Origin of the sequence: Paenibacillus sp. NPDC093718, assembly GCF_050279985.1 — a bacterium.
Taxonomy (GTDB): Bacteria; Bacillota; Bacilli; order Paenibacillales; family Paenibacillaceae; genus Paenibacillus_AQ.
On record NZ_JBNNUS010000001.1, the window covers coordinates 465765 to 491108 of the forward strand.

A 25344-nucleotide genomic window follows, 5' to 3' on the forward strand; every position below is an offset into this window, starting at 1 on the left:
CCTGTTTAGGAAATAAAAGGTTGCTTACCTTAAGTTAAGCCTTTGCTAGAATTGCATAAAAATCTAGATCTAGTGAGTCGTGCAAGACTCCAGGAGACCCTTCTCCTCAAGCACGCTAACCAGGGTTGAGCCCATTTCAGCAGGTGTAGGAGCTACCTTGATACCGCACGCTTCAAGTACAGAGATTTTCTCCTTGGCTGTTCCTTTACCGCCAGAAATAATCGCGCCTGCGTGGCCCATACGTTTTCCTGGAGGCGCCGTTGCGCCGCCTATGAAGCCTACCACTGGTTTAGTCATGTTCGCTTTGATCCATTCAGCCGCTTCTTCCTCCGCTGTACCGCCGATCTCACCGATCATAATAACCGCTTTGGTGTTAGGATCTTCATTAAAGAGTCTCAATACATCGATAAACTCCGTCCCTTTAACCGGGTCGCCGCCAATCCCTACGGCGGAGGATTGTCCGATGCCGCGAGCTGTCAGCTGATGAACGGCTTCATATGTCAGGGTACCGCTGCGCGATACAACTCCGACATGTCCTGGCGTGTGAATGTAACCAGGCATGATGCCGATTTTGCATTCGCCCGGTGTAATGACACCCGGACAGTTAGGTCCGATCAAACGAGTCTTCTTGCCTTCCATATAGCGGGATACTTTAACCATATCCAGCACCGGAATGCCTTCCGTAATACAGATAACCAGATCCATCTCGGCATCAACAGCCTCCAGAATGGAATCGGCTGCAAAAGCCGGAGGCACATAAATTACGCTAGCGGTTGCGCCTGTTTTGGCTTTGGCTTCCTCAACGGTGTTGTAAACCGGCAATTTGACGGTTTCGCCGTTCTCAAGCGTAATTTCGACTTCGGTTCCACCTTTGCCGGGTGAAGTTCCCCCGACCATCTGTGTACCGTAATCCAGGGCACCTTTTGCATGGAAAAGGGCTGTTTTACCTGTAATCCCTTGCGTGATAACTTTTGTATTTTTATCGATCAAAATACTCACGATTGATTCACATCCCCTATTGTTATTTGAAAATGAAAGCAACCGCACGGCAGGGCTAAAAAGCCCATCGTGCCATGCCCCTTCAGGAATGAAATATTACTGAACGAGGGAGACGATCTTCTGTGCTCCGTCGGCCATGGAATCAGCAGGTACGATATTAAGACCGGACTCAGCCAAAATTTGCTTGCCGAGGTCTACGTTCGTCCCTTCCAAGCGTACAACAAGCGGACGAGTCAGTCCCAGCTGTTTCGCTGCTTCGACAACACCGGTAGCAATAACGTCACAGCGCATAATACCACCGAAAATGTTGACAAAGATTCCTTTTACTTGTGGATCGGACAAAATAATCTTGAAGGCTTCCGTTACCTTCTCCGTTGTTGCACCGCCCCCAACATCAAGGAAGTTAGCAGGGTCGCCGCCATAGTACTTAATGATGTCCATCGTAGCCATGGCAAGACCGGCACCATTAACCATACAGCCGATGTTGCCATCCAGAGCTATGTAACTCAAGTCGTATTTGGATGCTTCGATCTCCTTCTCATCTTCTTCGTCCAGGTCACGCAGTTCAAGGATGTCTTTATGACGGAACAGCGCATTGGAATCAAAGTTGAGTTTGGCATCAAGAGCCATGACGTTTCCGTCACCAGTTACGACAAGCGGATTGATTTCAGCGATAGAGCAATCCTTCTCTACGAATGCCTTATACAGGGCCAGCATAAACTGAACGGCTTTCCCTACCAATTCATTCGGAATATTAATGGAATACGCTAATTTCCGTGCTTGGAATGTTTGAAGTCCGATCGCTGGATCTACAACCTCTTTGAAAATCTTCTCGGGAGTTGCTGCTGCAACCTCTTCGATCTCGGTACCGCCTTCTTCGGACGCCATCAAAACGACACGGCCGGTAGCACGGTCAACGACCACACCGATATAATACTCTTTGCGAATATCGCAGCCCTCTTCAATGAGGAGACGCTTGACTTCCTTGCCTTCCGGACCCGTTTGGTGAGTCACCAACACCTTGCCCAGAATTTCTTCAGCATAAGCACGAACCTCATCCAGGTTCTTCGCCACTTTAACGCCGCCGGCTTTACCCCGACCGCCTGCGTGGATCTGTGCTTTGACAACGGTTACGGGACTGCCCAAAGATTGCGCAGCTTCAACTGCTTCTTCTACCGTAAACGCTACCTTGCCGTTCGGAACAGCTACTCCATATTGCTTCAGTACTTGTTTTCCTTGATATTCATGGATATTCATTCTCGAATCCTCCTATCAACATGACTGGAACAAGGCTGGCTGACACGGAACGAATCTATGAAAGATTACCCTGTCAACCTTTATATATTAAACCCAAGCTATTGTAACATGTTTTTAAAACGCTTACCTTAAAAAGTTCACAGTTTATCCACTCGATTTGGCATGGGTATGATTCCTTCCAGATATAAATTGGAGATATATGTAAAATTTATTTGTTTTTTCGTGCAAAGCTTATCAATCCGATAATCCCCAATACGACAACGGCAATACCTAACGATCCTGCAACTAGTGTAATGATGATATTTTCCCATAATATGGTCATCCCGATCCACTCTCCCATCCCCATAATATTTGGTGTATTCATTACTATTATACCATTAAATCCCTTTTTGTTTGAGATAAACTGTGACGCAAAATAAAACTCTTTATCCTTTTTCTGCTATCCGTTAGAATGATTGAAAGATTAGTGAACGCATTCATAAGGAGATTCAGCATGAGTTGGTTGAAGTCATTTTTTCCGCTGCATTCATTATTTGTCAAAATGCTCGTGTATTTTCTCGTCGTGATTTTCCTGCTCTCCTCCTATAATCTATGGTCGATGACATTCTACTCCCGCAATGTTAACAATGAAATTGTCAAATATAATCTGACCCTGATTCGAAACACCGTCGATCATTTTGAGAAACAATACTCCACATGGAAAAATCTCCTCCTCAACCTTCAGCACGATGAATTTGTCGGCAATATCAGCAGGCAGGCCGATTCCGGGGGAAAGAAAGGCATCAATTATCTGCAGGTGGATACGGTGATGGATCAGATTCGGACCCTGGTAAGCCAGCCCTACTATCACTTGAACAATGTCATGATTTACTACCAAAATCATTCCTTCCTGCTTGAACGGGATGGCATCGTCGATGATGACCGCATGTTTAAGCATTACTACAAAAGCGATTCCTATCCATACGAATTCTGGAAACGGAGAGATCGCGCCAACGGCTTTCTGCACATGCTTCCCAGCAGCACTTTCTCCATCGGGACTGAGAAAAGTGAGCTGCAGCTAATGCCGCTAATTACGAATGTGCAGGGCAGCCCCTGGAGGATCATAGCTTTCGTAAATATGAAAAGCTGGTATGAATCATATAAAGGAATGGCTGGTTCCCGTTTTCTGCTGCTGGACTCGGAGGGAACAACCCTGTACGAATCCGCGCCGGATGCGAAATCCCTCCAACTGCCGGAATGGGACGGCCAATCGGAATGGATCATGGAGAAGGGAACCTATTACTTTTTCGAAAAAGGCACCCGCTCCGGTCTTACCTTCGTCTCCATTATTCCGCATAACGAACTCAACCAGAGCATCAGCCGCATGAACTGGATTGCCGTATTGTTATTTGCAGCTACCCTGCTTATTGGGATTCTGGCATCTTGGGTATTTTCCCGCAAAATCAATCAGCCGCTCAAGAGAATGGTAACGGGACTTGGCCAAGCAGAGATGGAGCTGTATCAAGGGAGTATTGCCGAATTCAGCGCCATTTCCAACCATCTGAAGGGTTTACAGCATGAACGTAAGATCATCAAGGAATGGATGGACCATACCAAACCGCTGCTGACCAGCTACCATTATTGGGCCCAGTTCAAAAACATTGCCCTTGATACCAAGGCTTCCAAAGAGCTCTGGGTCGGCGAGGGTGCATTTATGGTTATCGTTTATCAGTTGAGGTACCGGCACGTCCCTTCGCGTCAGCTTGATGCCTTAATGACAAGGGCAACCGGCAAGATCAAAGATATGATCACGCTGCAGATCCAAGAATCGTTTCCCTTATCCCACACCCTTCAGATGGAGGGCAAGCAGATTTTATCCATTGTGTATACACAAGAAAAGTCTGACATGCTGCAGCAGTGTCTCAATCATCTCAAACAGATTTTTGATCAAGATCAAAGCACCTATCTCGTGAATATTGCCGTTTCGTCCGTGTTCCAGCAAACCTCTGATTTTGACCGGGCTTATGCAGAAGCCATGTCGCTCCTGCAACAAGCCATGCCGATTGAGGAAACCCAGATCATCTGGGAGAAGGAACGCCGTGAAGATGTAACAGGATTCACTGCCGAGCAGGAACACGAATTTTACGTGAATTTACAGGCGGGCAACGAGAGCAGCTGCCAATCGCTTATTGAGCGCGCCCTGGATCGATTGCAGCGGCAAGCGGCCACGGCCGATCAACTAAGCCACTTTGCCAAATCGGTCTCGGTCCGCATGAGAAGGACAGTAGAACTGCTGAAAATCAATATCGACACCCTTCCGGATTACGCACAAAAGCTTGCATATAGCGTAACCCCCGAGCAATACCGGGAAATCCTGCTCGACGAGCTTGCCCATGCAGCCCATGCGATCCGTCTGAAACGTGAGGAGCATTACGATATCATTCAATATGTCATTCATTATCTGGAGTCCCATTACGCTGAAGATATATCACTCGAGCAGCTTGCCTTTAAACTCAACATGTCGCCAACTTATCTGTCTGGGTATATTAAAGAGAAGACGGGGAGCAACTTCAGTGACCAATTGAATGCGATTCGAATAACAAAAGCGAAAGAACTACTGCAGACGACAAATATGCCGATTCAGGAAGTTGGCAACCGGATCGGCTACCGTAATGTCACTTCCTTTATCCGCATGTTCAAAAAAATAACCGGCCAAACACCGGGTGATTACCGGAAAACCAACTGGATCCGATAACACATAGGTGAGCGGCCGGCCGCTTTAACCTTTAACCGAGCCTATTAAAGCCCCTTTTACAAAATACTTCTGTATAAACGGATAAACAAGCAGGATCGGCAAGGTGGACACCATAATGGTAGCGAATTTCAAGCCATCCTCCACCACCACGATATCGCCCACAATCGGACCATCCGTTCCCGTCAATTGCCCCGACAGCACGATGTTTCTTAAAATCACCTGGAGGGGCTGCATATCGGCATCCCGCAGATACAGCAGAGGCCCCATGAAGTTATTCCACATCCCGACGGCATAATACAATCCGATGGTGGCCAGCACCGGCTTGGATAGCGGGAGCACAATCCGGAAGAAAATCCCGATTTCGGACAGTCCATCTATTTTTCCGGATTCCTCGAGCTCTTGAGGCATGCCCATGAAGAAAGTCCGCATGATGAGCAGATTCCAGGTACCTACCGCTCCGGGCAGTACCATGCCCCATATCGTGTTGACAAAGCCCAACTCCTTCACGACCAGAAACGTCGGAATCATCCCGCCGTTAAAAAACATCGTAAAAACGATCAGCATCAGGATCGGTTTGCCCATGACCATCTTGGTCTTGGACAGCGCATAAGCCCCAAGTGCCGTTACAATCAAAGAAATGGCGGTCCCTGAAATCACATAAATCAGTGTGTTCTTATATCCTTTCAGCACCCGACCGTCCTCGAACACATACTGATACATATCCAAGTTGAAGCCCCTTGGCCATAGCCATACTTCCCCGGAGGCGATCGATGCGGAATCGCTGAGAGACACGGCTAGCATATAAACAAACGGGTATAGACACGCCATCACAATCCCTGAAAGGATCAAGGCATTGAGCGCGTCAAACCAATTCCATTTCGGTTTCATCACGTTCCTCCTTTACCAGATGCTGCTTCCGCTAACCCGCCGGCTGAACGAATTAGCCGCGATAATGAAGATGAAGCTGATGATGCCGGTAAACAGATCAATCGCCGTGGCATAACTGTAGTTGCCTTGAGTTAAGCCGACCCTGTACACATAGGTGGATATAATATCAGCTGTCTCATAAGTAGCGGGAGTCGCGAGCAGGTATACTTTCTCAAAGCCGATCTCCAGTATTTTTCCGATATCAAGTATCAAAATAATCACGATTGCAGGCGCAATGCCGGGAAGTGTAATATTCAGCGTCTGCTTCCACCGGTTAGCACCATCCATCCGTGCCGCTTCATATAACTGCGGATCGATTGCCGTTAAAGCAGCCAAATAGATGATGGTCCCCCATCCAATATGCTGCCAGACGTCCGTGGTTACATATATCGACCTGAACCAGGAGGCCTCAACCAAAAAATTGATTCGTTCGAGTCCGATCGCACTCAGCAGCTGGTTGACCACCCCGCCTGTCGGAGACAGGAACATAACCGCGATCCCCGCTACAACCACATTGGATATGAAGTGCGGGAGATAACTGACCGTCTGGACAAACCGTTTCAAAAACGACTTACTTACTTCATTAATGAGTAAAGCAAGTATGATAGGTGCCGGAAAGCCGAAGATCAGCTTGTATAAGCCCAGCAGGAATGTATTTCTGAGAACAGGCCAGAAGTCAGGCGTACTAAAAAACATGCTGAAATATTTAAAACCCACCCAGTCACTCTCCGTGATTCCCTTAAATAAGTTGTAGTCCATAAAGGCGATCGAAATGCCGAATATGGGAACATACTTAAAGATGATGTAATAAAGAGCACAGGGCAGAAGCAGCAGAAGCAGGTATTTGTCCCGCTTCACTTTCGTCAAGAAACCCGGATTCTTCGGTGGTTGCAAAAAAACGTATCCTCCTTTAGCCGCTTATATCAAAACTCAAACTCCATGCTGCTTCCCCATAAGGGACCGGGACCAGCCATTACTTAGCCAAAAGCCGGTCCGGGAAAAGAAAGCAGTGCGCTCATCTTGCGGCATGCCGCGCAGATATCAATTACTTGGTTTCATTCAAGAACTTTTGCGTCCGCTCATAAGCACTTTTATGAACATCCAGCACCTGCTGCACGCCAAGCTTGTTCACTTCATTCACGTAAGCATCCCAATCATCCATCGGTTTCTGTCCTAAAATGAACTTGGCGGTCTGCTCCTCATGGAACTTTTTCACCGTTTCGCCGACCATGCTGAGCACTTCATTTTCTTCATTCGTATATGCAAGCCTTGGCTGCGGTTTCGTTTCATGGTCTGGAGCGATGGTCATCGCTTCCCGCATTTTTGGGGAATACATGGACTCGTACGCCTTCATATCCAATACCGTATGCGCTCCGATCGTAGCGATACCCGTCTTGGTTCTCAAGTCGCCGAACTCTTTGTAATCCAGGTTGAATTTGCGAACCCCGTTCTCGGTTGTGAACGTCTCGCCTTCCCTGCCCCAGGTTGCCAGTTCAATTCCTTCGGGGGAGAACAAGAAATCAAGGTACTTCAGCAGCCGATCCCGCTCCTTGGAATTTGCCGCCACCGCAAAGCCGTCGGACTGCAATCCGGCAAATACATTGTGGGACTTGCCATCCGGCGTTCCAACAGGAGGAACCATATAATCGAGACTAAACTCGGATGCCTTATCCCCAAGCATTAACGGAAGTTCATCCATGATGCCGATATAATCGCTGGCGATAAACGATTTGTTCTGAAGCAGCAGATCGTTAAATTGCTTGCGTTTATGTGCCATGAAGTCAGGCGCAACCAAGCCCTCCGTATAAAATTTATTCATATACTCAACCATTTTCTTGTAGTTGTCCTCTGTCGGACCATAGCGCCATTCATTCTTCTCGAAATCGTAATAGTAGCTGCTGTTGGTATTAAACGCCGGTGCCATATTGACCAGCGGACTCAAACCGTTAAAAACCGCAATCGGGAAGCTGTCCGGGTACAATTCCTTTAATTTTTTCGCGACAGTGTACAGCTCGTCATATGTCGTCGGGGGCGTCAGATTGTGTTTTTTGAATATATCGTCTCTGTAAAGCCATGACCGCCTGGATTGCTGCTCGAGTCCATACAACGGCATAAAATAATTTTTCCCCTCGGGAGACAAAATAGCTGCCTTCACTTCCGGATGGTCCTCGAGAAACTTCTTATAGTTCGGCATCTGTTCCAAATGCTCGAAATAGTCGACAAATGCCCCGCTCTCCCCGTGCGTGTTGGCGGCGTTCAAGCTGTTGACCATCATAAGATCCGGTATCTCGCCCGAGGATATCGCCAGGTTCATCGTTGTGGTGTAATCGCTCATCACGGGTTGTACCTTGAAGGTGATGCCGGTCTCTTCTTTTAAGTACTTGTAAATCGGCCAGTTTTCCTTATAAGGCCAATTCGTATGAGAGAAGGTCATCATTTCTAGTGTGACTTCTTTGCCTAAGGCGGCGTTTTCAGGATTCTCCTCTTTTACCGCGTTTTCTTTTGAGCATCCGCTCAATAATGTGCCGGTTATGACGGCGGCCAATGCCACCAACCCGAGCTTTCGGTTCCAAATGTTCACGCAACCCTCTCCCTTATGTATGATGATGTAACGCCAGCTACTTTTTAAAGCAGCATGTCGTTTTATGATTTTGATTCTACTTGCCGGAACCGTGCATTGACTATTCACATTCCTTCCCGTAATTGCCTGTAGCTACGATTCTGAAGAAGTGACAACTTTCTGAATTATGGTACATTCACCGCTCCAGGTCAGGTCGTTGCAACATTAACAGCGGGCGGTGTCGATCAAGGGTTCTTTTCTTACAGATTATAAAAACCAATTGTAAATGATCCTACTGGCATAGCCAGTAGGATCAAATAATTTATAGAATCATTCATATAAGCTTTATGTTGCTACTGCAACAGTTCGATGCAGGGGAACACGAACCAGGAAACCTCCAATCAAAAATGTCGCAACCCCAAACTGTGTTCCTTGGTAAAATGTTCCGATAAAACCCGAGCCATTAAACCATACAAGAACAAAAGTTCCAATCCCAACTCCAGCCAGTGGATTCATAGAGCTCACCTCCTTTCATATTTTTCAATATGAATCATCAAGAGGCCAACATTCTTTTGTTCATTCTTCATTGCTGTCACTGAACTGTTGTCTGTTATAGTGCGGTGTATTTTTAAAGCTGCGGTTATTGTTAAGAGGACGTGAATAGAGGGCTTCTGTTTTATCAGAGGGAATGCTAATTGTATTGCTTCTGGTATTTCGTTTCAAATTAAGCATTTCGTCTTTACTTGATGGAATGTGGATTGTGTCTCCTCTACTTACCATATCGTTCACCCCCTTTCATAAACCGCATTTATTTTAGTCGAAAACCATTTTTTTTAAGAAAGAGGGCAACTTTGTTTTCATTTTTCTTCAACATAATATCTTTATAGTTTTTGGCAAAAATAGGATCTGAACCTAATTTATGCATAAGCTTAGTAGATTCAGTTTCGTTTAGTTTTACTTTTGCTTTTGCAAAAACATCCTTCATCTCAATTGACTCCCTTCATTTTTGGTTTATACCAAATTGTATTAATAGATTTGAGAAGTGACACAGGCTAACACTATAAATCTATTAAAATGGTCTTTTATTTGATATCTTTATCAGTTTGCTATATTTATAAAATAGTAAAAGCTCTCCAGTTATACTGGAGGAGCTTTTTTGGATGCTCTCAGAATTACAATAAAGGTAGCTTAATGCTATTTTTAATAACTGGCTGGAAGGGTAACTTGTTCCGTTTTACTATTTAACAGCACTACAGCTGGGCTGTTGCCCGCAATGAGAGCTCTTGTAGGAGAGCTCGAATTGACAGTCGGGAGGTAAACTTTTACAATACGGACTAGAGTCACCCAGCGAAAATGAGGAAGCACCCATTTCGATTCTTGGATGTTCTTTTGCGATTCAATCCACTGATATCAGAAATGAGGTGCTTTCATTTATGTACGGAAAACTTCATAGCGCTTGCTTGCACGGCATTGACGGCGTTGTCATCCAGGTCGAGGTAGACCTGGCGAACGGACTTCCCCAAACTTCCATCATCGGTCTGCCCGATTCCTCCATTCGCGAATCCATTGAGCGGGTTCGGGCAGCGATTAAAAACTGCGGTTTTACCTATCCCTTAAAACGGGTAACCGTTAATCTAGCACCGGCAGATCTCCGCAAAGAGGGCTCTTCCTTCGATCTGGCGATCGCTGTCGGCATATTGCTGACAAGCGAGCAATGGACCTTTTCGAATGCCGGGCAAATGTTGATCCTTGGCGAACTCGCACTGGATGGTACGCTGAGACCCATCACAGGAGTGTTGCCGATGGTGGAGCAAGCGAAAAAGGAAGGATACGCCGGAGTTCTTCTTCCGAGCGAAAATGCCCCGGAAGCTGCATTGATCGGGGGGATCGAGGTTTATGGGCTCAGGCATTTGAATGAGCTCGTCCAGGATGGATCAGATGAAGTTATCGATAACCGTGAAACTGGAGGAGCAACCATCGCTACCGTTTCGCTGGCAAAGCTCAGATATGATCGGGCCACGCATCCAAGCAGAACGCAAGCGGACGGTCTACAGGACAAGCAGCTGGAAGACTATAGAGATGTGATCGGTCAGCAGCATATCAAACGCGCCCTGACCATTGCTGCCGCAGGCATGCACAATATTCTGCTCATTGGGCCCCCGGGTACTGGTAAAACGATGCTCATGAAGCGCCTCCCCACCATATTGCCGCCGCTGGCGGACCAAGAAGCGTTGACCACAACGAAAATCTTCAGTGCTGCCGGAAAGCTAAAGCCATCCGATGGGTTAATGACCAGACGTCCCTTTCGGTCTCCTCACCATACCATATCCGCCGGCGGGCTCATCGGAGGCGGTACCATTCCGAAACCGGGAGAAGTCAGTCTGGCCCATAAAGGCATTCTCTTCCTGGATGAGCTTCCTGAGTTCTCGAGGCATGTGCTGGAAGTGCTGCGACAGCCCCTGGAGGATCGCGAAGTAACCATCAGCCGGGCACGAGCGGTATTTACCTTCCCTGCGCACTTCATGCTCGCTTGTTCCATGAATCCCTGTCCGTGCGGTTATTACGGCAGTGATCACCCTCATCAACGCTGCACGTGCAGCGTTACTCGAATTGCTCAATATCGCGCTAGAATATCGGGGCCCTTGATGGATCGGATCGACCTTCAGGTGGACGTGCCTCGGCCGAAGGAATGGCCTGGTGGCGCAACACCTATATCCTCCAAGCAAATGCGGGATCAAGTTTATGCGGCACAAAGGATTCAATTGGATCGCTACAGCAGGCTACCGTTCAGCTGGAACAGCGAACTGTTCGGCAGCTTCCTGAGGAACCATGCGGTGCTGGACAAGGACTCGGCAGAGCTTCTGCAAGCGACAATCGATACGCTGGGCTTGAGCATGCGCGCTTATGACCGAATCCTGAAGCTGGCCAGAACCATCGCCGATTTGGAAGCATCCGATAGGATACAGAGCCAGCATGTCGCAGAAGCGATTCAATACCGTCAGCTGGATCGCCAGTATATCACCGCCGATGAAACCACTCATTTGTGAAATGGAGTCGACAGCCTATGGTCATCGAAGCGATGACTAATGAAGTGTTACCTGCCGATAGCCAAAACAGGACAGAGGGAGCCAATCTTGAACTGGATTAAAAAAATAAAGCCGGGGAGTGATATGATCTGGACAACAACCGTCTGAAGGTTTGCTCCTAATGAATAAATAATCTGACCTGCGCAAAGAAGGTGATGGAGCTCGGCCCCTATCACCTTCTTTTTTTTAGTGTAATCCCTATAGATGCTTTGGATCGTATCCATCTAAAATGCATTCTCGATATGATCCATCGAGACGGGCGTCAGATCTGCGCGAAGAATAACGGAGATAACATCAAACCGGATCGGCCGTTCATAATAACGCTTAGAATGAACGTACTGCTCGGCTGTGTTTCGGACCTGCATCACTTTGCGGGCGTTCACGGACTCGGAAGGCGTACCGAAGCTGGCCGTTCCGCTTCGGCTTCTGACCTCAATCACCACAAGGGTCTCCCCAGTTTCGGCAACGATGTCCAGTTCTCCAAAGCGGCAGCGCCAATTCCGGTCCAGAACCCGGTATCCTTTTTCAATAAGGGCAGCAGCCGCCAGCTCTTCGGCAGCGGCTCCTTTTTGCTTGCGGCTGTTCTTTTTGCCGGAAGGCGAGTTCATTATGGCATCATCCCTCCATCTTTCGCTTGACGATCCGCACGATAAACATATGTCAGCACTTCCGCTACAAGCTGGTACAGCTCCTCGGGAATCTGCTGATCCAGATCCAGCTTGGAGAGAATCTCCACCAAAGCTGCATCTTCCTGGACAGGGACGCCATGCTCCCTAGCTTTGTCTAATATAGACTCCGCCAATTTCCCTTGCCCTTTGGCAACCACAACCGGCGCTTCGCTCTCGCCGGGCGTATATTTAAGGGCGACTGCCTTTTTCATGGCTGTTATTTGCCCTTGCTCTTTCTCTTGCTTGGTCATATCCGCATGTCCACCCCTTTATAGGTTTGCGGGGTGTATTCTGCTGCCGTTCCCTGCACGGACGTGTCTGAAGTAGGCGGGACAACTAAGGGCTGCGGTTCTGTTTTTACGCTGAGCAATTGGTAGCCGATAGACGAAACAGCTTGAGCCAACTCTTCTTTTTTTCCCTCAAACAGCTCCGCGGCGTACCTTTGATCATTCCTAAAGCTGAGGCTGACAATCCGATCAACGACCTGCACATCGATCAAGGTCGGACCCAGAAATTTCATATCCAAGTCGAACAAGAGCCTGCAGTTGGTCGCATCCAGCTCGCCTTTGCGGCCTCTGCGTGATTGAATATGTACGGATGCCGTCTGTTCCCCGTCGACCCCATGCAGAGGTATAAACATCGTGACCTGCGCGAACGGTGCCGTTCGATCGGTGTTTAGCAAGAGCTGCTGGCCTGTTAAATGCTGAACGAGTTGCTGTGCCGCTTCCTTTAGCGCAGGCGGCGTTTCCTGGCTGGACAACACCTGAAGCAATACTCCCTTCAGTGTGTCTTGCAGGGCAAGCGCCGATTCACCCGTTTGCGTTGAGGCCATGACAACCTGTTGTACGCCTTGGGCAGAATACTGCTGGCCGGATGGCACAACCGGCTGCGTCAAGCCCTGCTGATTCACGGCACCGGCCTGAGCATTCGGAACAGCTTGTTGGTTCGCATTCGCCGTATTCGCCGCATTCCCTGGCGTAGCGAGGGCCCCTGGCGTACTCGCTGCTGTGCCATTGCTGCCAGGGGCAGTGGGTGCTGGCAGTGATGCTGCTGCCTGTCCGACTGCTTGACTAGCAGCAGCGGTTGGCTGAGCTGCAGCAGGAGGCGGGGCAGCCGCGCCTGCTGCCGTTGGAGCAGCAGCCGATGCGGGCACGGCCGCATTCGCTCCGGGCGCGGCGGCGCCGGGAGCCGCGCCCGCGGCCGTGCTGCCGGGCGCCGCCGCAGGCTGCCCGGCTGGTGCTGCGGCGCTGCCACTGCGCGCCGTTTCGCCCGCGGGGCCCGTCCCGGCCCCGCGCAGGGCCTGCTGCTCGTGCTCCGCGCCGAGCAGCTTCAAGAGCCGCCCCACCCACGGCTCCGCGCTGGGGGTGGGCGGCTTTGGCGAAGGGCCTGCGGCCCCTTCGCCAAGAGCTGCCGCCGGCCCTGTGGGCACGGCGGCGGGTTGTCCGGCGGCAGGCGCTGCCGTGCCGCCGCTGGCCCATGGCTGCGCGAGCTCGCCGCGCAGCTGCTGCAGCAGGCCCTGCAGCTTAGTCAGCAGCGCCTGCTGACCTGAGCCGGCCTGTGCTGCACTGCCGGCTGTGCCATTCGCAGCCGCTCCTTGCTGCTGCCCGGCAGCGATCCCCACTGCGCCAGCTGCCGTCGATGGCGCAGCGGACGCTGCATTTTTCCCGGCAGCCGCTGCGCTTCCAGTACCGTTGCTTAAAGCAGACGCCAGCTGCTGCTCCAGCGACTGCAGCAGCTGATGCAGCTGGGGTCCGAATACCGCCTGATGCAGTCCCTTCACGCTTTCGGGGGTAATCGGCAGTCCGCGGTGAAACGCGATCGCAGCCGACTCCGCCCATTCCGCCGCGGGAATCTGCGGAGGCTTCACGGCCAATGCCTCACGGAACATGGCGATATTGTCCTTCGTCAGCGGGACTCCCGCGCTCTGCATACCCTTGATCATTTCGCGGTTTTCCTTCGTATCCGGAAGTCCGGCAAAATCCAGCACCTCAGCCATGGAAGACGGGGACAGCGGCTGTCCTGGCGTTTGACTAAGCGGCTTGAGAACGGCCGTCCCTCCCTCTCCTGGCGGCTGAACCTGCAGAAGAGCGGTTTCCCCGGCTCGAAGCGGCGTTTCCAGCTTCGCCTTCACTTGAACGCCCTGGATCTGCACCACAGCTTCCTGCCCGTCCTCCGATACGTTCATAACGACACCGCGAACGACTTGACCCGGCTTAAGTTCCAACGTCTTGGCGTCTCCCGGCTTCTGCTCGCCCAGGAGTCCGCGAATCAACGATCCGATGTTCACGATAGTTCCTCCCACACCTTCTGTATACCTTATATATCGGCAGCAGCCCGCCTTTTGACGAGGGCGGGCTGCATCGAAATCTAGAATAGGGACAATTGCTCAATCTCCATATTTTTCAGAAAACTTCTTCTGTGCATCGCGGTAGGTCCGTGCAGCTGCAGCTGTTCACGGTGAAACTTGGTAGCGTAGCCTTTATGTACGGCAATTCCATATTCCGGATAACGCGCCTCCCATTCCCCTTCGCACAATCTGTCGCGAGTAACCTTGGCAATAATGGAGGCCGCGGCAATGGACTGACTGTTAGCATCGCCTTTAATGATGGCACGCTGGGGAATATCGCATTCCACCTTCTCGGCATCAACAAGCAGAAACTGGGGAGTAACAGCCAATTGCTCGATCGCCATCTTCATGGCAAGCCTTGCGGCTTGTTTAATGTTGATGCGATCAATCGTTTCAGCGTCCACCAAACCAACGCCAACCGCCAGTGCCTGTTCCATAATGAGGTCATAGAGGGTCTCCCGCTTCTTGGCACTGAGTTTCTTCGAATCGTTAATTCCTTCAATGACCAGCCCCTCCGGCATAATGACCGCTGCAGCGACCACGTCGCCGAACAAACAGCCTCGGCCGACCTCGTCGATGCCTGCAATATGTATATAACGGCTCCAATACTCTCGCTCGTACATTAATAAATCTGTCATAGGTTTAACCCCTTTGGTTCCGAATTACCGTTTGTTACCTATTCGTACACACGGTGTATCCCATCTATTCTATCAATCTAGTAACTCTTCTAGATTATCACACTCACCACAGAGCGTCACCCTTTTATCCCTGCCCGCATCCCGGCAGGAATTGGTTCGTCCATCGCCGAACCATCGGTTATAACCCCCGAAAAAAAAAGAGCCGCCGGCTGCGGCAGCTCTTCCCCTTATTCGATTATCGTCCCTTGGCTTCAGAGCCCAAGCCGCCATCGCTGACGATCCGAAGCGGCATCCGGCACAATCAACTCCAGCCCCGAACCGTCAGCCTTTACGGCAAGCGCCCGTCCATCGTGTACGGATCGGATGGTTACCGTATCATCTTCCTGACGTTCCACTCTCCACCGCTGATTGTTGTAACCGAGATACGTATATAACTGAATTCGGTTTTGTCCGGTATCCACATCCAAAGCCTTCCCTTCCGGCGTGCGAATGGAATACGTGCCTTCCTCTCCCGTTGGCACCCATACCCATAGCGGGTTGCCCGTACCTGTTGATTCCTTCACGGTAACGGGTTCGCCGTTTACGGATTTTTCGGTATAGATCACCTGGTTCAAGGCTTCGTTCGTGAAGCTCGTTTTCGTCAGACGAGCTTCAGACGAATGACGGACGAAGACGTTTTGATAGGAAGCCTGTCCGCCGAACACATTGACGCCAAAATGCCCTTCGGCAAATGTTCCGTCCATGACATCGATCACCGTCTTCCCGTCCACGTCGACTTGAATATGCGGACCTTTCGCTTCAATCCTCAGGTGATAGGTTCTTCCCCCTTCGATAAAGCTGGGGACTCTGGCCAGGACCTGACGCTCCTCGAATCGCCCTTCGACCATGTAGAAGAGCCGAATCGCCTTCATACCAGGGTCCATATTCAGATAATATCCGCTGCGGCCGTCCCCGCTTGCCCGAAACAGCATGGATCCGGCACCGCCTGCTTCCCCAAGCCGCACGTCTCCTTCGAACGTGAAGTCTCCTGCCTTCTCTTGCGCCATATAATTGGCATCGCTTGAATGGCTGCCCCGGATTCCATGCTCGGTTAGGACCCACTTCGAGGCCTTGAGATCCGGTTTCCATCCCGTCAGATTCGTTTTGAATGTTCCGTTCGAGACTAACACGCGGGTGCTCGCCGATATTTTTCCGTTTGGGGTTGAGGCCGTAATGACGGCTTCTCCCGCATTCACAGCTTTTAATACGGCATGTGTCTCATCGGATGATACAATCCGGACCGTATCAGGATGACTGGATGTCCATACCAGAGGTTTCTTCCCGTTGCCCTGAACACGATCCACGGCTGCGTACAGCGATTCGGTCTGTCCCTGGGACAGGTCCAGCTCGTATGAATCCAACAGGATGCGGGAAGCAGGTTCCGAAAGATCCAGATGCCTCCACACGGAATCCAGCTCATGCACCTGAAGGGACTTCAGCTTCACTTGGCCGCCTCGGGTGTAGAAGCTCATCCCGCGTCTGGCCTGATCCGGAAAAATAACATCCGAGAACACAACCTTTCCATCATTGCCAAACACCTCTACTGAAGATTCATCGACATAAATGCGCAGCTTGACCACTCCATCTACGGGGTGTAGCAAAGCTTTGTGTTCGGTCGAGAACAGGCTGGAGAAATCCGTGGTTCCCGATGCCGAACGGTCAATGAACATGTGATGCGTGGAGTTGTTATAACCGACCAGCGTCTGTTGTCCGCCGCCTTCCCGCAGCCGGAAGCCGAATTCCAGCTCGCTGCTGTCTGTCGGAATCTCGACTTCCGCCTCGATTTCAAACGCGCCGGCCTGAATTCCCTTTAACACATTCTGCGAGGTCTCCGTCACTTCCCTGTTGTTCACATGGATTACCGTATTCCGGAGGGGCTCAAGCTCAGAGATTGGAGACTGGTGCAGACGTATCCCCTCACTCGTCGTTCGGAGCGACAGCTCTCTAGGGATGGTCATCTGACCCTTCCAGCCCGAAGTCGGAAAACTGAAGGGATAATCCCAGTTCGTCATCCATGCCAGCATGATTCTTCGATTGTCCGGCAGGTCGGAGAAGGACATGGAGGCATAGAATTCCTTGCCCCAATCCGTTCTCAGCACGGTCCCCGCCGTATGATCATTCATAAATTTGCCGTCTGGCGTCACATCGCCGATAAAATATTCCGCATCGGAGCCTTGAGTGTTCGGATTAGCGCCGCTGCTGATCATCAACACCCATTTGCGCTGACCGGAGCCGTCCACGGCAAGTTGAAACAGATCCGGACATTCCCACACGCCTCCACGGATATATTCCCCATACCCGAAATGGTCCGTTAAGGTCCAATCAACCAGATTGTCGGAGGTAAAGAAGCGGATATGATCTCCCCCTGATACCACCATGATCCAGCGGTTGTTGGCTTCATCCCGAACCACTTTGGGATCGCGAAAATCCCATCCTCCGGGATCCTCGCCCTGTTTGCCCGGGTTCTCGATGAGGATCGGCCGTTCTTTCGAATACGTCCAAGTCCGTCCGTGATCGGTGCTGTACGCAAGTCCGATCTTCTGATTCCCGCCCGGCCGATCAGGATTGAAGGATGTGTAGTAGGCAATGAGCCCTTTCCCTCCAGAATCCCCGAACAGACCTGAAGCGTTCGTTGTATCGGCTACGGCGGAACCTGACCAGACATGTCCGAGATCGTTCCAAGGCAGTGCGATCGGCAGCCGGTTCCAATGCACCAGATCCCGGCTGACCGCATGCGCCCACTGGCCTCCGTCCTGATGGAAGAGATGATACTCCCCTTCGAAATAGACCAATCCGTTCGGATCGCTTGCCGAGCCTCGGATTGGGCTATAGTGATACTGCGGGCGATACTTCTCCGTATAATAATCCTCCATCGGGGTTACGTACACGTCCTGAAAGTAAGCCGTTCCGGACTTTACCTTCATCCCGATCGATCCGCCCGCGTAACTTCCGTCGGATACATTGATCGCAGCGGGAGCATAACCGTCCACAACGATTTGAATTCTGTCTCCGGAGACGTGGATCTCCACATGATGCGCACTTGTCGGCAGGCTTGGGTAGGTACGGCTCGATGCGCCAATCACCTTTCCATCCGAGGTTTCCAGCGTTACCCGGACCTGATCATCATCCTCTCTCCTGAATACGGCTTCGTATCCCTCCGTTCCTTGATCGTTCCCTCTCCAATAGAACCCGGCTTCAGCCTGTCCCCCTAAGGTGATTTTGCCTTCCAGCACGTAATCCGCAGCCGCATTCTTATAGATCTTGTAGGCTTCGAGCCCGTCCGATGCCGATCCCTTAAGCCCTTTGATGTCAGGCTGCCAGTCCCCGCTCGTAGTTGCCGGTCCGAACAGGTTGCCTTTCCACTCGCTCACCTTGATGTTTTGAAACAGAGCGGAACCGTCCCACACATGAAGACCCAGGTATCCTGTGGAATAAGCCGTATCCTCGACTTCAATTATAGGTTCATATTGGCTTCCCCAATATACCTTGATATTACTTCCTACCACCTTGACCTTAAGGTGAACGATTTCCCCTTGACTAAACGAAAGCGCTTTTTCCACTTTCAATCTTCCGTTCCCTTCGCGGGCATCCTTGAGGCGAATCAAGCCTGCGCTTGGCACGATTTGCAGCATATACGATGACCAACCGTCAACGCTTGAACGAAAGACCAGCGAAGCATCTGCTTGCATATCCGTAATCATCACATCGGCTTCATATACAAAATCATCCGCTCTGGTTGCGGAGATCATCGCTGCGTTCTCACTTGAATCGGAGCTAAGCCGTAAACCTTCTGCCGTTTGTTCCATCTTGCCGTTGCCCTTCAACTGCCACCCTTCGAGGTTGGTATTCACATTGGATGCGCTTTCAAAAATGTCATTTTCTCCTTTCCCCTTCAAAGCTGCATTCTCTTCATGGATCGCTGACGTTGCCCATGCCGAACCCGGAAAGACGCTTGTCGCCAGCAACAAGGTCATCGTGATCGCAGACACCGTGCGCAGCAACGCCGCATGTACATCCAGCGGTAATTTCATATATCCACCTCTCTTTATTTCATTGCCACACGTTATATATAGGAAGGAACAGCCCGAACAATCGGGCTGAATTCCTAATGACGAACCTGTTTATGATTGCGAATCTTGCCATGCCTGGATTCCCAGCGCCAATGCGCCGCATAAGCCGGATTGGGTGCCTAAAGCCGGAGGAACAATATAATTTCCGATGTCGTATACGATTTCGTCGGCAAGCACATATCCGTTCAAATTGCGCCTCACCTCGGCACGAATTAAGGGATACAGCTGAGCTTGCTGCATGACGCCGCCGCCCAGTATGATCTTCTCCGGGGAATTCGTCAGAATCAGTCCGGTTATGGACTGCGCTACATAATAGGCTTCGACTTCCCAAGCAGGATGGCCGGCTTGCAGCAGATGCCCTTTCAAACCCCATCGGGCTTCAAGCGCCGGCCCTGCTGCCAATCCTTCCAAGCAATCTCCATGGTAAGGACAGGTTCCTGCGAAGGCGTCTTCGGGATGACGTTTAACGGGAGCATGCCCGCCTTCGGGATGAACCAATCCATGAACAAGCCGACCTTCAGAATAAAGGCCAAGACCAATACCTGTACCCACCGTGTAATAAGCGCAGCTGTTCAGCCCCTTGGCTGCTCCCCAAGTCGCTTCTCCCAAAGCAGCTGCATTGACATCCGTATCCCAGCCATAAGGAATGTCTAAATGCGACTTCATCTTACCGAGGACATCTACCTGCGACCATCCATGTTTCGGTGTTGACGTTACATATCCGTATGTCGGGCTGTCCGGTTTCAGATCGATGGGTCCAAATGACCCGATGCCAATGGCTTCTATCTCATGATCCTTGAAATAGGAAATGGCTCTGGATAATGTGCCTTCCGGCTGTCCTGTCGGAAAGCTGATGCTGTCTTCGACGATTCCGTCTTCATTTCCAATACCGCAGACAAATTTGGTGCCGCCCGCTTCCATTGCTCCAATACGCATACTGCCGGATCTCCTTATCCCTTATCGATTCATATTACTTTAACTGGCCACCAGATGAAGAAACCTTATAGATATGGAGGGATTCTACAACCTTCCGGTCATCATCGGCAAATACGGTTATTCCCGTTGAAGCAGGATCAGGATAAATCAAATCCGTGATCACCGCCTGCCCGCGATCTGCGAACAATTCCACGGACGAACGGTCCACGAAAATCCGCATCTCCAGCATAGGGCCCGATGTCTTTAGCGGCGCCGAATGCTTACCGGAGAAATCCTTATGGAAATCAGCCCGCCCTGAACGTGTGCGATCCACGTACACCTCGGCCGACCTTGCATCCCAACCGACCAACGTCTCTTGTCCCAACCCTGTCCTTACTTTGAAACCAAGTGAAAATGCTGTATGAAAGCGGACAAGGATTTCGCAGCTCTCCAGACGCACATCCGTTAACCGGGCAACCGCTTCATCCACGGCTATATCCTGCAAGGAAAGCAACTCGGTGCGGTACGCTTCAATTTCACGAATCGGCTGCTGCGTTACCGTGACTTCGCCTTCCAGCGTCTCCAGCTGGAGTTCCCGCACCAATGTCATGGCCCCCCTCCAACCATCCGTTGGTGTCAGGTTTGCGTATTTCCAATTACTCATCCAGCCGATGAACAGCCTTCTGCCATCCGCTGCAGGAATGTCGGACCAGCTGACCCCGGCATAATTATCTCTGCCATAATCCAGCCAGCGCACCTCACCTTTGGAGCGTTCATCCGGCATAAACGTTGTCCCGTCAAAGTCTCCAATGAAATATTGCGTTCTGGAGCCCTCGACATAGGCCGGATCATCCCCAATGCTGACAAGCATGACCCATCGTATTTTATTGTCCTCCGTAGTAAGGGGGAACAGGTCCGGACATTCCCAGACTCCATCATGAAATCCGATGCCTTCGCCAAACTCGCTGGCAAATACCCACTCTTTTAAATTCGAAGATTGATAGAGACATACCGTCTGGCCGCACGCCACTATCATCACCCACTGCGATGAAGGCTCATGCCAGAACACTTTCGGATCCCGAAAATCAACATAGCTGTCATGGCTAAGGACCGGGTTGCCGTCATACTTCGTCCAGGTTCTACCTTCGTCCTTGCTGTACGCCAGACTTTGATACTGAACGATTCGATTTGCGCCCGGCGAATCGTCATGATGCGTGAAAATCGCCACAAGCCCGGGCCCTTCATCGAAAAACCCGCTGGAATTGTTCCAGTCCACAACCGCACTACCTGAAAAGATCGTGCCGTGCTCATCCGGCGCTAGAGCGATGGGAAGCTCTTCCCAGGACACCAGATCCTTGCTGACCGCATGCCCCCAATGCATGGGCCCCCAGGTTGTGCCCATGGGATGATGCTGATAGAACAAATGGTATTCTTCTTTAAAATAGACCATGCCGTTGGGATCGTTCATCCAGTTCTTATGTGGTGAAAAATGATAGGCATTTCGATAGTTTTGTTGTTCTGTGATAGACATTTGGCGATCTCCTTCATTATTGTTATTTGGGTTTACGACCGTACTTCAACGATATGCATCAACGGCGGCCGCATACCATACGTTTACTTCATGTTTCTGTCGTATCCCGTTTGTTTGATCGTCAGCCACTCCTGAAGTCCAAGTCGATCCAGCTCCTTCAGGTAAGCGTCCCATTCCTGATCTACTTTTCCATTCTGGTACCATTCGGTGCGCATTCTTTCCAAATAAGGGAACAAATCCGCTTCAATTGTGGATAAGCGATCTAACTCGTCGATGGAGAAGAACACTTTCGGGTACGTATTCTCCGCTTTCATGTGCGGTACCATGACGTCCTTCATCAGTTTTAGTCTCCATGCCGCATCATCCGGCATCGTGGTGTACTTGCCATAATACTCGTCCAGGATCGCAAGCGGCCCTGCGATGCTTGTTTTTTGTCTTAGCTCTACCGGAGCCGTGCCTTCAAGCGGAAGATGCTTCAGCATCCCTTTGGCTTCGTCCAGTTCAAAAATATTCTGCTGGGTATCGTCGCCGTAAGTCCCCCAGTTGTTCTGAACCGATTGGAGCGGTTCATACATCGCATCGATCCATTTTGCCGTTTCTTCCAGCTTCTTGTTACTGCTGGTAATAACCAATCTTCCCCGGTCAAGACCGATCCCGTTCGTTCTCGTCACATTGATCTCACCGGATGGTCCTGCAAGCGGCGGCATCAGGTCATATGTATCGTTCATGCCCGTGATGTTGGCTTTATCCCATGTAAAATACATCCCGTACCGGTGGTCTTTGCCTTTGGCCAGGTAGGTATTCCAATCCTGCTGGAATGCTTCGATATCGATAAGTCCTTCTTTGTATAATTCATGGATAAAGTTTACTGCTTCCTTATACCCCTCCTCTGCAGCGGTAAACACCACCTTCCCGTCATCCGTAACAACGGTGTGGTCCCAGTTCTCGCCCAACCCGAAAGAAGCAAACAGGAATGTCAGATCCTCGCCACCCGGCTTATTAATGAAGGATAGCGGTATTTCGTCCGCCTGCCCGTTGCCGTTTGGATCTTGTGTTTTGAACGCTTTCAATACGGTTTTCAGCTCTTCCGTTGTGGTTGGCATGTCAAGCCCCAGGGTATTGAGCCACTCCACGTTGATCCAGGGGAAGTTATCCACGGATTGGATTCGCTCTTTCCCCGAGCCCAACTCCTCGATCCATGGAAAGGAATAAATATGTCCGTCCGGCGCCGTAATCATATTGACGTATTCCGGAGCTTCCTCCAGCACCTTTTTCAAATTCGGCATGTGCTGCTCGATCAAATCCTCTACCGGGATAATGACTCCATCCTTTGCCAATTTCAGAAGATCGTAATCTCCGTACCCGGCGTCAAAAATCGCATCCGGCAAATCCCCGCTCGCCACGGCCAGATTGCGTTTTTCCGCAAACACATCGCTGGTATAGTTCTTCCACTGGATATGAATGCCCGTTTTCTCCTCCAGCCGCTTGTTGATCAGCTTCTCGTTAGGGTCTGCCGGAGCCAGCGGCGAGCTTTGCGTCAGGACATTCAAGGTCACCTTACCGTCCGGCGACTCAGTTGAGGCTTCCCCGCCCTTGCCGCACCCGGACAAGAGCAGTACGGCTGCCAGAGCTGTGAGGGATACCGTTTTTTTACTGATATGTTTCTTTGATCTCTTCTTATTCATATCAATGACCTCCCGAATCATGTATTTGGATAATGACTTTATGTTGAAGGCGACCCGCTATTTAAGCGAGCCTACCATAACACCTTTTTCAAAGTACTTTTGGAAGAACGGATACATAATCAAAAGCGGAAGACTGGATATCACGATCGCCGAATATTTAATCATCTCCGAGAGCCGTTTCAGCTCCGCCATCGCAAGCTGGTCGCTGATCATGCCGGGTGCCGCCTGATTTTGAATCAGAATCGATCTTAGGACGAGCTGCAGCGGGTGCAGCTTGGGATCGTCCAGATAGATCATGGCGTCGAAGAATGCGTTCCACTGGCCAACGAAGGCATACAGGGCGAGTACAAAGATAATGGGTTTGGACAGCGGCAGAACGATCCGGAAAAAGATTTTCATATCGGAAGCTCCATCCACATTGGCAGCCTCCTTCAGTTCATTTGGTACCCCTTTGAAGAAGGTTCGGGACAAAATGATATTCCACACATTCACCGCACCCGGGATGATCACGGCCCACACCGTATTAAGCATGCCTAGCTCCCTCACAAGCAAGTACGTAGGTATCAGTCCGCCTCCGAAAAATATGGTGATAATGAACAGCGTCATGAAGAAATGACGTCCGGCCAGCCGGCTTTCCGAAAGCGCGTATCCCGCACAGACCGATACCGTTACCGTTAGTAGCGCAAATGCTGTTGAATAAAACACCGCATTGCCAAATCCTCGAAGCATCGCCGGATTGGACAGGATCATCTGATATCCTTCCAGGCTCCAATCGGAAATTTTAAAAGATAGTCCTTGATTCAGCAGCACGGTGGGATCCATGAACGAAGCAACAACAATGTAAACCAATGGAACGACCACGACCAGTACGGCAAGCGTTAAAAGGATCGCATTTAATGACAACAGAAAGCGGTCGAAGCGTGAATGTTTAACGGCCATGAATATGTCTCCTTTCCTAGTAGAGGCCTTCGCCTTCATTGAGTTTTCGGACAATAAAGTTCACCGTCACAAGCAAAATGACATTGATGACGGAATTAAATAAACCAACCGCTGCCGAGTACGCGTAATCGCCAGACTGCAAGCCGACCTTGTATACATATGTAGCGATAATCTCCGAAGTGGGAAGATTCATTGAGGTCTGCATCAGATAAGCCTTCTCAAAGCCAATGGACATAATGCCCCCCGCCGCAAGTATGAAAACGATCGCCATAATCGGCCTAATCGTGGGCAGATCGATATTTCGGATGCGCTGGAGTAAGTTAGCTCCGTCCAGGCTGGCTGCGTTATGCAGCTCGGGATCCACATTCGCAAGAGCAGCCACATAGATGATGGAGGCCCAGCCGGCACTCTGCCAAATATCCGAGAGAATATAAATCCATCTGAAATATTCCGGCTGCGACATAAACATCAGCGGACTTCCCGTCATCCAAATGACCAATTGATTGATTGGCCCCGTTGGGGACAAGAAGATAAACAGCATCCCGACAATGACAACCACCGAGATGAAATTGGGTGCATAAAGGAACAGCTGAATATTTTTCTTGACTGTCGCTTTGCGGACCTGATTTAACATGAGTGCAAGCAGAATCGGCACCGGGAAGCTAAAGATAAGACCAAAAAAACTCAATTTAAGCGTATTCATAAAGATGACGTCAAAATTTGGCGAGGTTATAAACTTTTCAAAATGCTTGAGTCCAACCCACTCGCTGCCCAGTATCCCTTTAATGGGACTGAAATCCTTAAATGCGATAACGGCACCATACATCGGAACGTATTTAAAAATAATGGTCAATATAAGGGCCGGGGCTAGCAGTATGTACAGAAAATAGTTTTTCTTGATGAATGCGAACGTTCGTCCCACAGAACTTCGTTCCCTAATTACCCCTGC

Annotated in this window: 21 protein-coding genes; 2 read left to right on the forward strand and 19 right to left on the reverse strand. The window is 50.3% G+C overall.

What is annotated here, in order from left to right:
- Positions 1-69: 69 nt before the first annotated feature.
- The 3 genes from sucD to ACQKPA_RS02260 form a co-directional block, all read right to left on the reverse strand.
- Positions 70-999 carry a succinate--CoA ligase subunit alpha gene (gene sucD / locus ACQKPA_RS02250; protein ID WP_071220478.1) on the reverse strand — a complete coding sequence of 310 codons (930 nt, stop codon included), beginning with the start codon at positions 997-999 and terminating at the stop codon, positions 70-72.
- 96 nt (positions 1000-1095) lie between these two features.
- The gene (gene sucC / locus ACQKPA_RS02255) at positions 1096-2256 is read right to left on the reverse strand and encodes an ADP-forming succinate--CoA ligase subunit beta (protein ID WP_006211339.1); all 1161 of its coding nucleotides are present in this window, start codon (positions 2254-2256) and stop codon (positions 1096-1098) included.
- 208 nt (positions 2257-2464) lie between these two features.
- Complete coding sequence (locus ACQKPA_RS02260; RefSeq protein ID WP_427489011.1) at positions 2465-2620, reverse strand: hypothetical protein; 156 nt, start codon at positions 2618-2620, stop codon at positions 2465-2467.
- Between the two features lie 129 nt (positions 2621-2749).
- On the opposite strand from ACQKPA_RS02260, the gene ACQKPA_RS02265 reads away from it, so the two are divergent.
- Positions 2750-4990, forward strand: a complete 2241-nt coding sequence (locus tag ACQKPA_RS02265) for a helix-turn-helix domain-containing protein (protein ID WP_427489013.1) — start codon at positions 2750-2752, stop codon at positions 4988-4990.
- Positions 4991-5014: 24 nt separating this feature from the next.
- Here ACQKPA_RS02265 and ACQKPA_RS02270 read toward each other — a convergent pair whose 3' ends face one another.
- The 6 genes from ACQKPA_RS02270 to ACQKPA_RS02295 all read right to left on the reverse strand — a co-directional run bounded on the left by ACQKPA_RS02270 (position 5015) and on the right by ACQKPA_RS02295 (position 9462).
- On the reverse strand, positions 5015-5878 hold the full coding sequence (locus tag ACQKPA_RS02270; protein WP_427489015.1) for a carbohydrate ABC transporter permease: 864 nt from the start codon (positions 5876-5878) through the stop codon (positions 5015-5017).
- A 12-nt stretch (positions 5879-5890) separates the two neighbouring features.
- On the reverse strand, positions 5891-6811 hold the full coding sequence (locus tag ACQKPA_RS02275) for an ABC transporter permease (RefSeq protein WP_427489017.1): 921 nt from the start codon (positions 6809-6811) through the stop codon (positions 5891-5893).
- 151 nt (positions 6812-6962) lie between these two features.
- Positions 6963-8498, reverse strand: a complete 1536-nt coding sequence (locus ACQKPA_RS02280) for an extracellular solute-binding protein (RefSeq protein ID WP_427489019.1) — start codon at positions 8496-8498, stop codon at positions 6963-6965.
- Between the two features lie 324 nt (positions 8499-8822).
- The gene (locus tag ACQKPA_RS02285) at positions 8823-8993 is read right to left on the reverse strand and encodes a hypothetical protein (RefSeq protein WP_427489021.1); all 171 of its coding nucleotides are present in this window, start codon (positions 8991-8993) and stop codon (positions 8823-8825) included.
- A 60-nt stretch (positions 8994-9053) separates the two neighbouring features.
- Positions 9054-9257: a hypothetical protein gene (locus ACQKPA_RS02290; RefSeq protein WP_427489023.1), complete on the reverse strand. Its 204-nt coding sequence runs from the start codon at positions 9255-9257 to the stop codon at positions 9054-9056.
- Positions 9258-9285: 28 nt separating this feature from the next.
- On the reverse strand, positions 9286-9462 hold the full coding sequence (locus ACQKPA_RS02295) for a hypothetical protein (protein ID WP_427489025.1): 177 nt from the start codon (positions 9460-9462) through the stop codon (positions 9286-9288).
- 448 nt (positions 9463-9910) lie between these two features.
- On the opposite strand from ACQKPA_RS02295, the gene ACQKPA_RS02300 reads away from it, so the two are divergent.
- Positions 9911-11524: a YifB family Mg chelatase-like AAA ATPase gene (locus ACQKPA_RS02300; protein WP_427489027.1), complete on the forward strand. Its 1614-nt coding sequence runs from the start codon at positions 9911-9913 to the stop codon at positions 11522-11524.
- Positions 11525-11787: 263 nt separating this feature from the next.
- On the opposite strand, the gene ACQKPA_RS02305 is transcribed toward ACQKPA_RS02300, so the two are convergent.
- The 10 genes from ACQKPA_RS02305 to ACQKPA_RS02350 form a co-directional block, all read right to left on the reverse strand.
- Positions 11788-12171, reverse strand: coding sequence for a YraN family protein (locus tag ACQKPA_RS02305; RefSeq protein ID WP_427489029.1), 384 nt, complete (start codon positions 12169-12171; stop codon positions 11788-11790).
- Complete coding sequence (locus ACQKPA_RS02310; protein ID WP_427489031.1) at positions 12171-12482, reverse strand: EscU/YscU/HrcU family type III secretion system export apparatus switch protein; 312 nt, start codon at positions 12480-12482, stop codon at positions 12171-12173. The genes ACQKPA_RS02305 and ACQKPA_RS02310 overlap by 1 nt, the downstream gene beginning before the upstream one ends.
- Positions 12479-14518, reverse strand: coding sequence for a hypothetical protein (locus ACQKPA_RS02315; protein WP_427489033.1), 2040 nt, complete (start codon positions 14516-14518; stop codon positions 12479-12481). The genes ACQKPA_RS02310 and ACQKPA_RS02315 overlap by 4 nt, the downstream gene beginning before the upstream one ends.
- Before the next feature lie 80 nt (positions 14519-14598).
- Positions 14599-15216 carry a ribonuclease HII gene (locus ACQKPA_RS02320; RefSeq protein ID WP_427489035.1) on the reverse strand — a complete coding sequence of 206 codons (618 nt, stop codon included), beginning with the start codon at positions 15214-15216 and terminating at the stop codon, positions 14599-14601.
- A gap of 251 nt (positions 15217-15467) precedes the next feature.
- Positions 15468-19286: a GH32 C-terminal domain-containing protein gene (locus ACQKPA_RS02325; protein ID WP_427489037.1), complete on the reverse strand. Its 3819-nt coding sequence runs from the start codon at positions 19284-19286 to the stop codon at positions 15468-15470.
- Between the two features lie 90 nt (positions 19287-19376).
- Positions 19377-20261: an ROK family protein gene (locus ACQKPA_RS02330; protein ID WP_427489039.1), complete on the reverse strand. Its 885-nt coding sequence runs from the start codon at positions 20259-20261 to the stop codon at positions 19377-19379.
- Between the two features lie 34 nt (positions 20262-20295).
- Positions 20296-21771, reverse strand: coding sequence for a glycoside hydrolase family 32 protein (locus tag ACQKPA_RS02335; protein WP_427489041.1), 1476 nt, complete (start codon positions 21769-21771; stop codon positions 20296-20298).
- An 83-nt stretch (positions 21772-21854) separates the two neighbouring features.
- On the reverse strand, positions 21855-23456 hold the full coding sequence (locus tag ACQKPA_RS02340) for an ABC transporter substrate-binding protein (protein ID WP_427489043.1): 1602 nt from the start codon (positions 23454-23456) through the stop codon (positions 21855-21857).
- A 57-nt stretch (positions 23457-23513) separates the two neighbouring features.
- Complete coding sequence (locus tag ACQKPA_RS02345; RefSeq protein WP_427489046.1) at positions 23514-24395, reverse strand: carbohydrate ABC transporter permease; 882 nt, start codon at positions 24393-24395, stop codon at positions 23514-23516.
- Positions 24396-24411: 16 nt separating this feature from the next.
- Positions 24412-25335 carry an ABC transporter permease gene (locus ACQKPA_RS02350; protein WP_427490234.1) on the reverse strand — a complete coding sequence of 308 codons (924 nt, stop codon included), beginning with the start codon at positions 25333-25335 and terminating at the stop codon, positions 24412-24414.
- Positions 25336-25344: the final 9 nt, after the last annotated feature.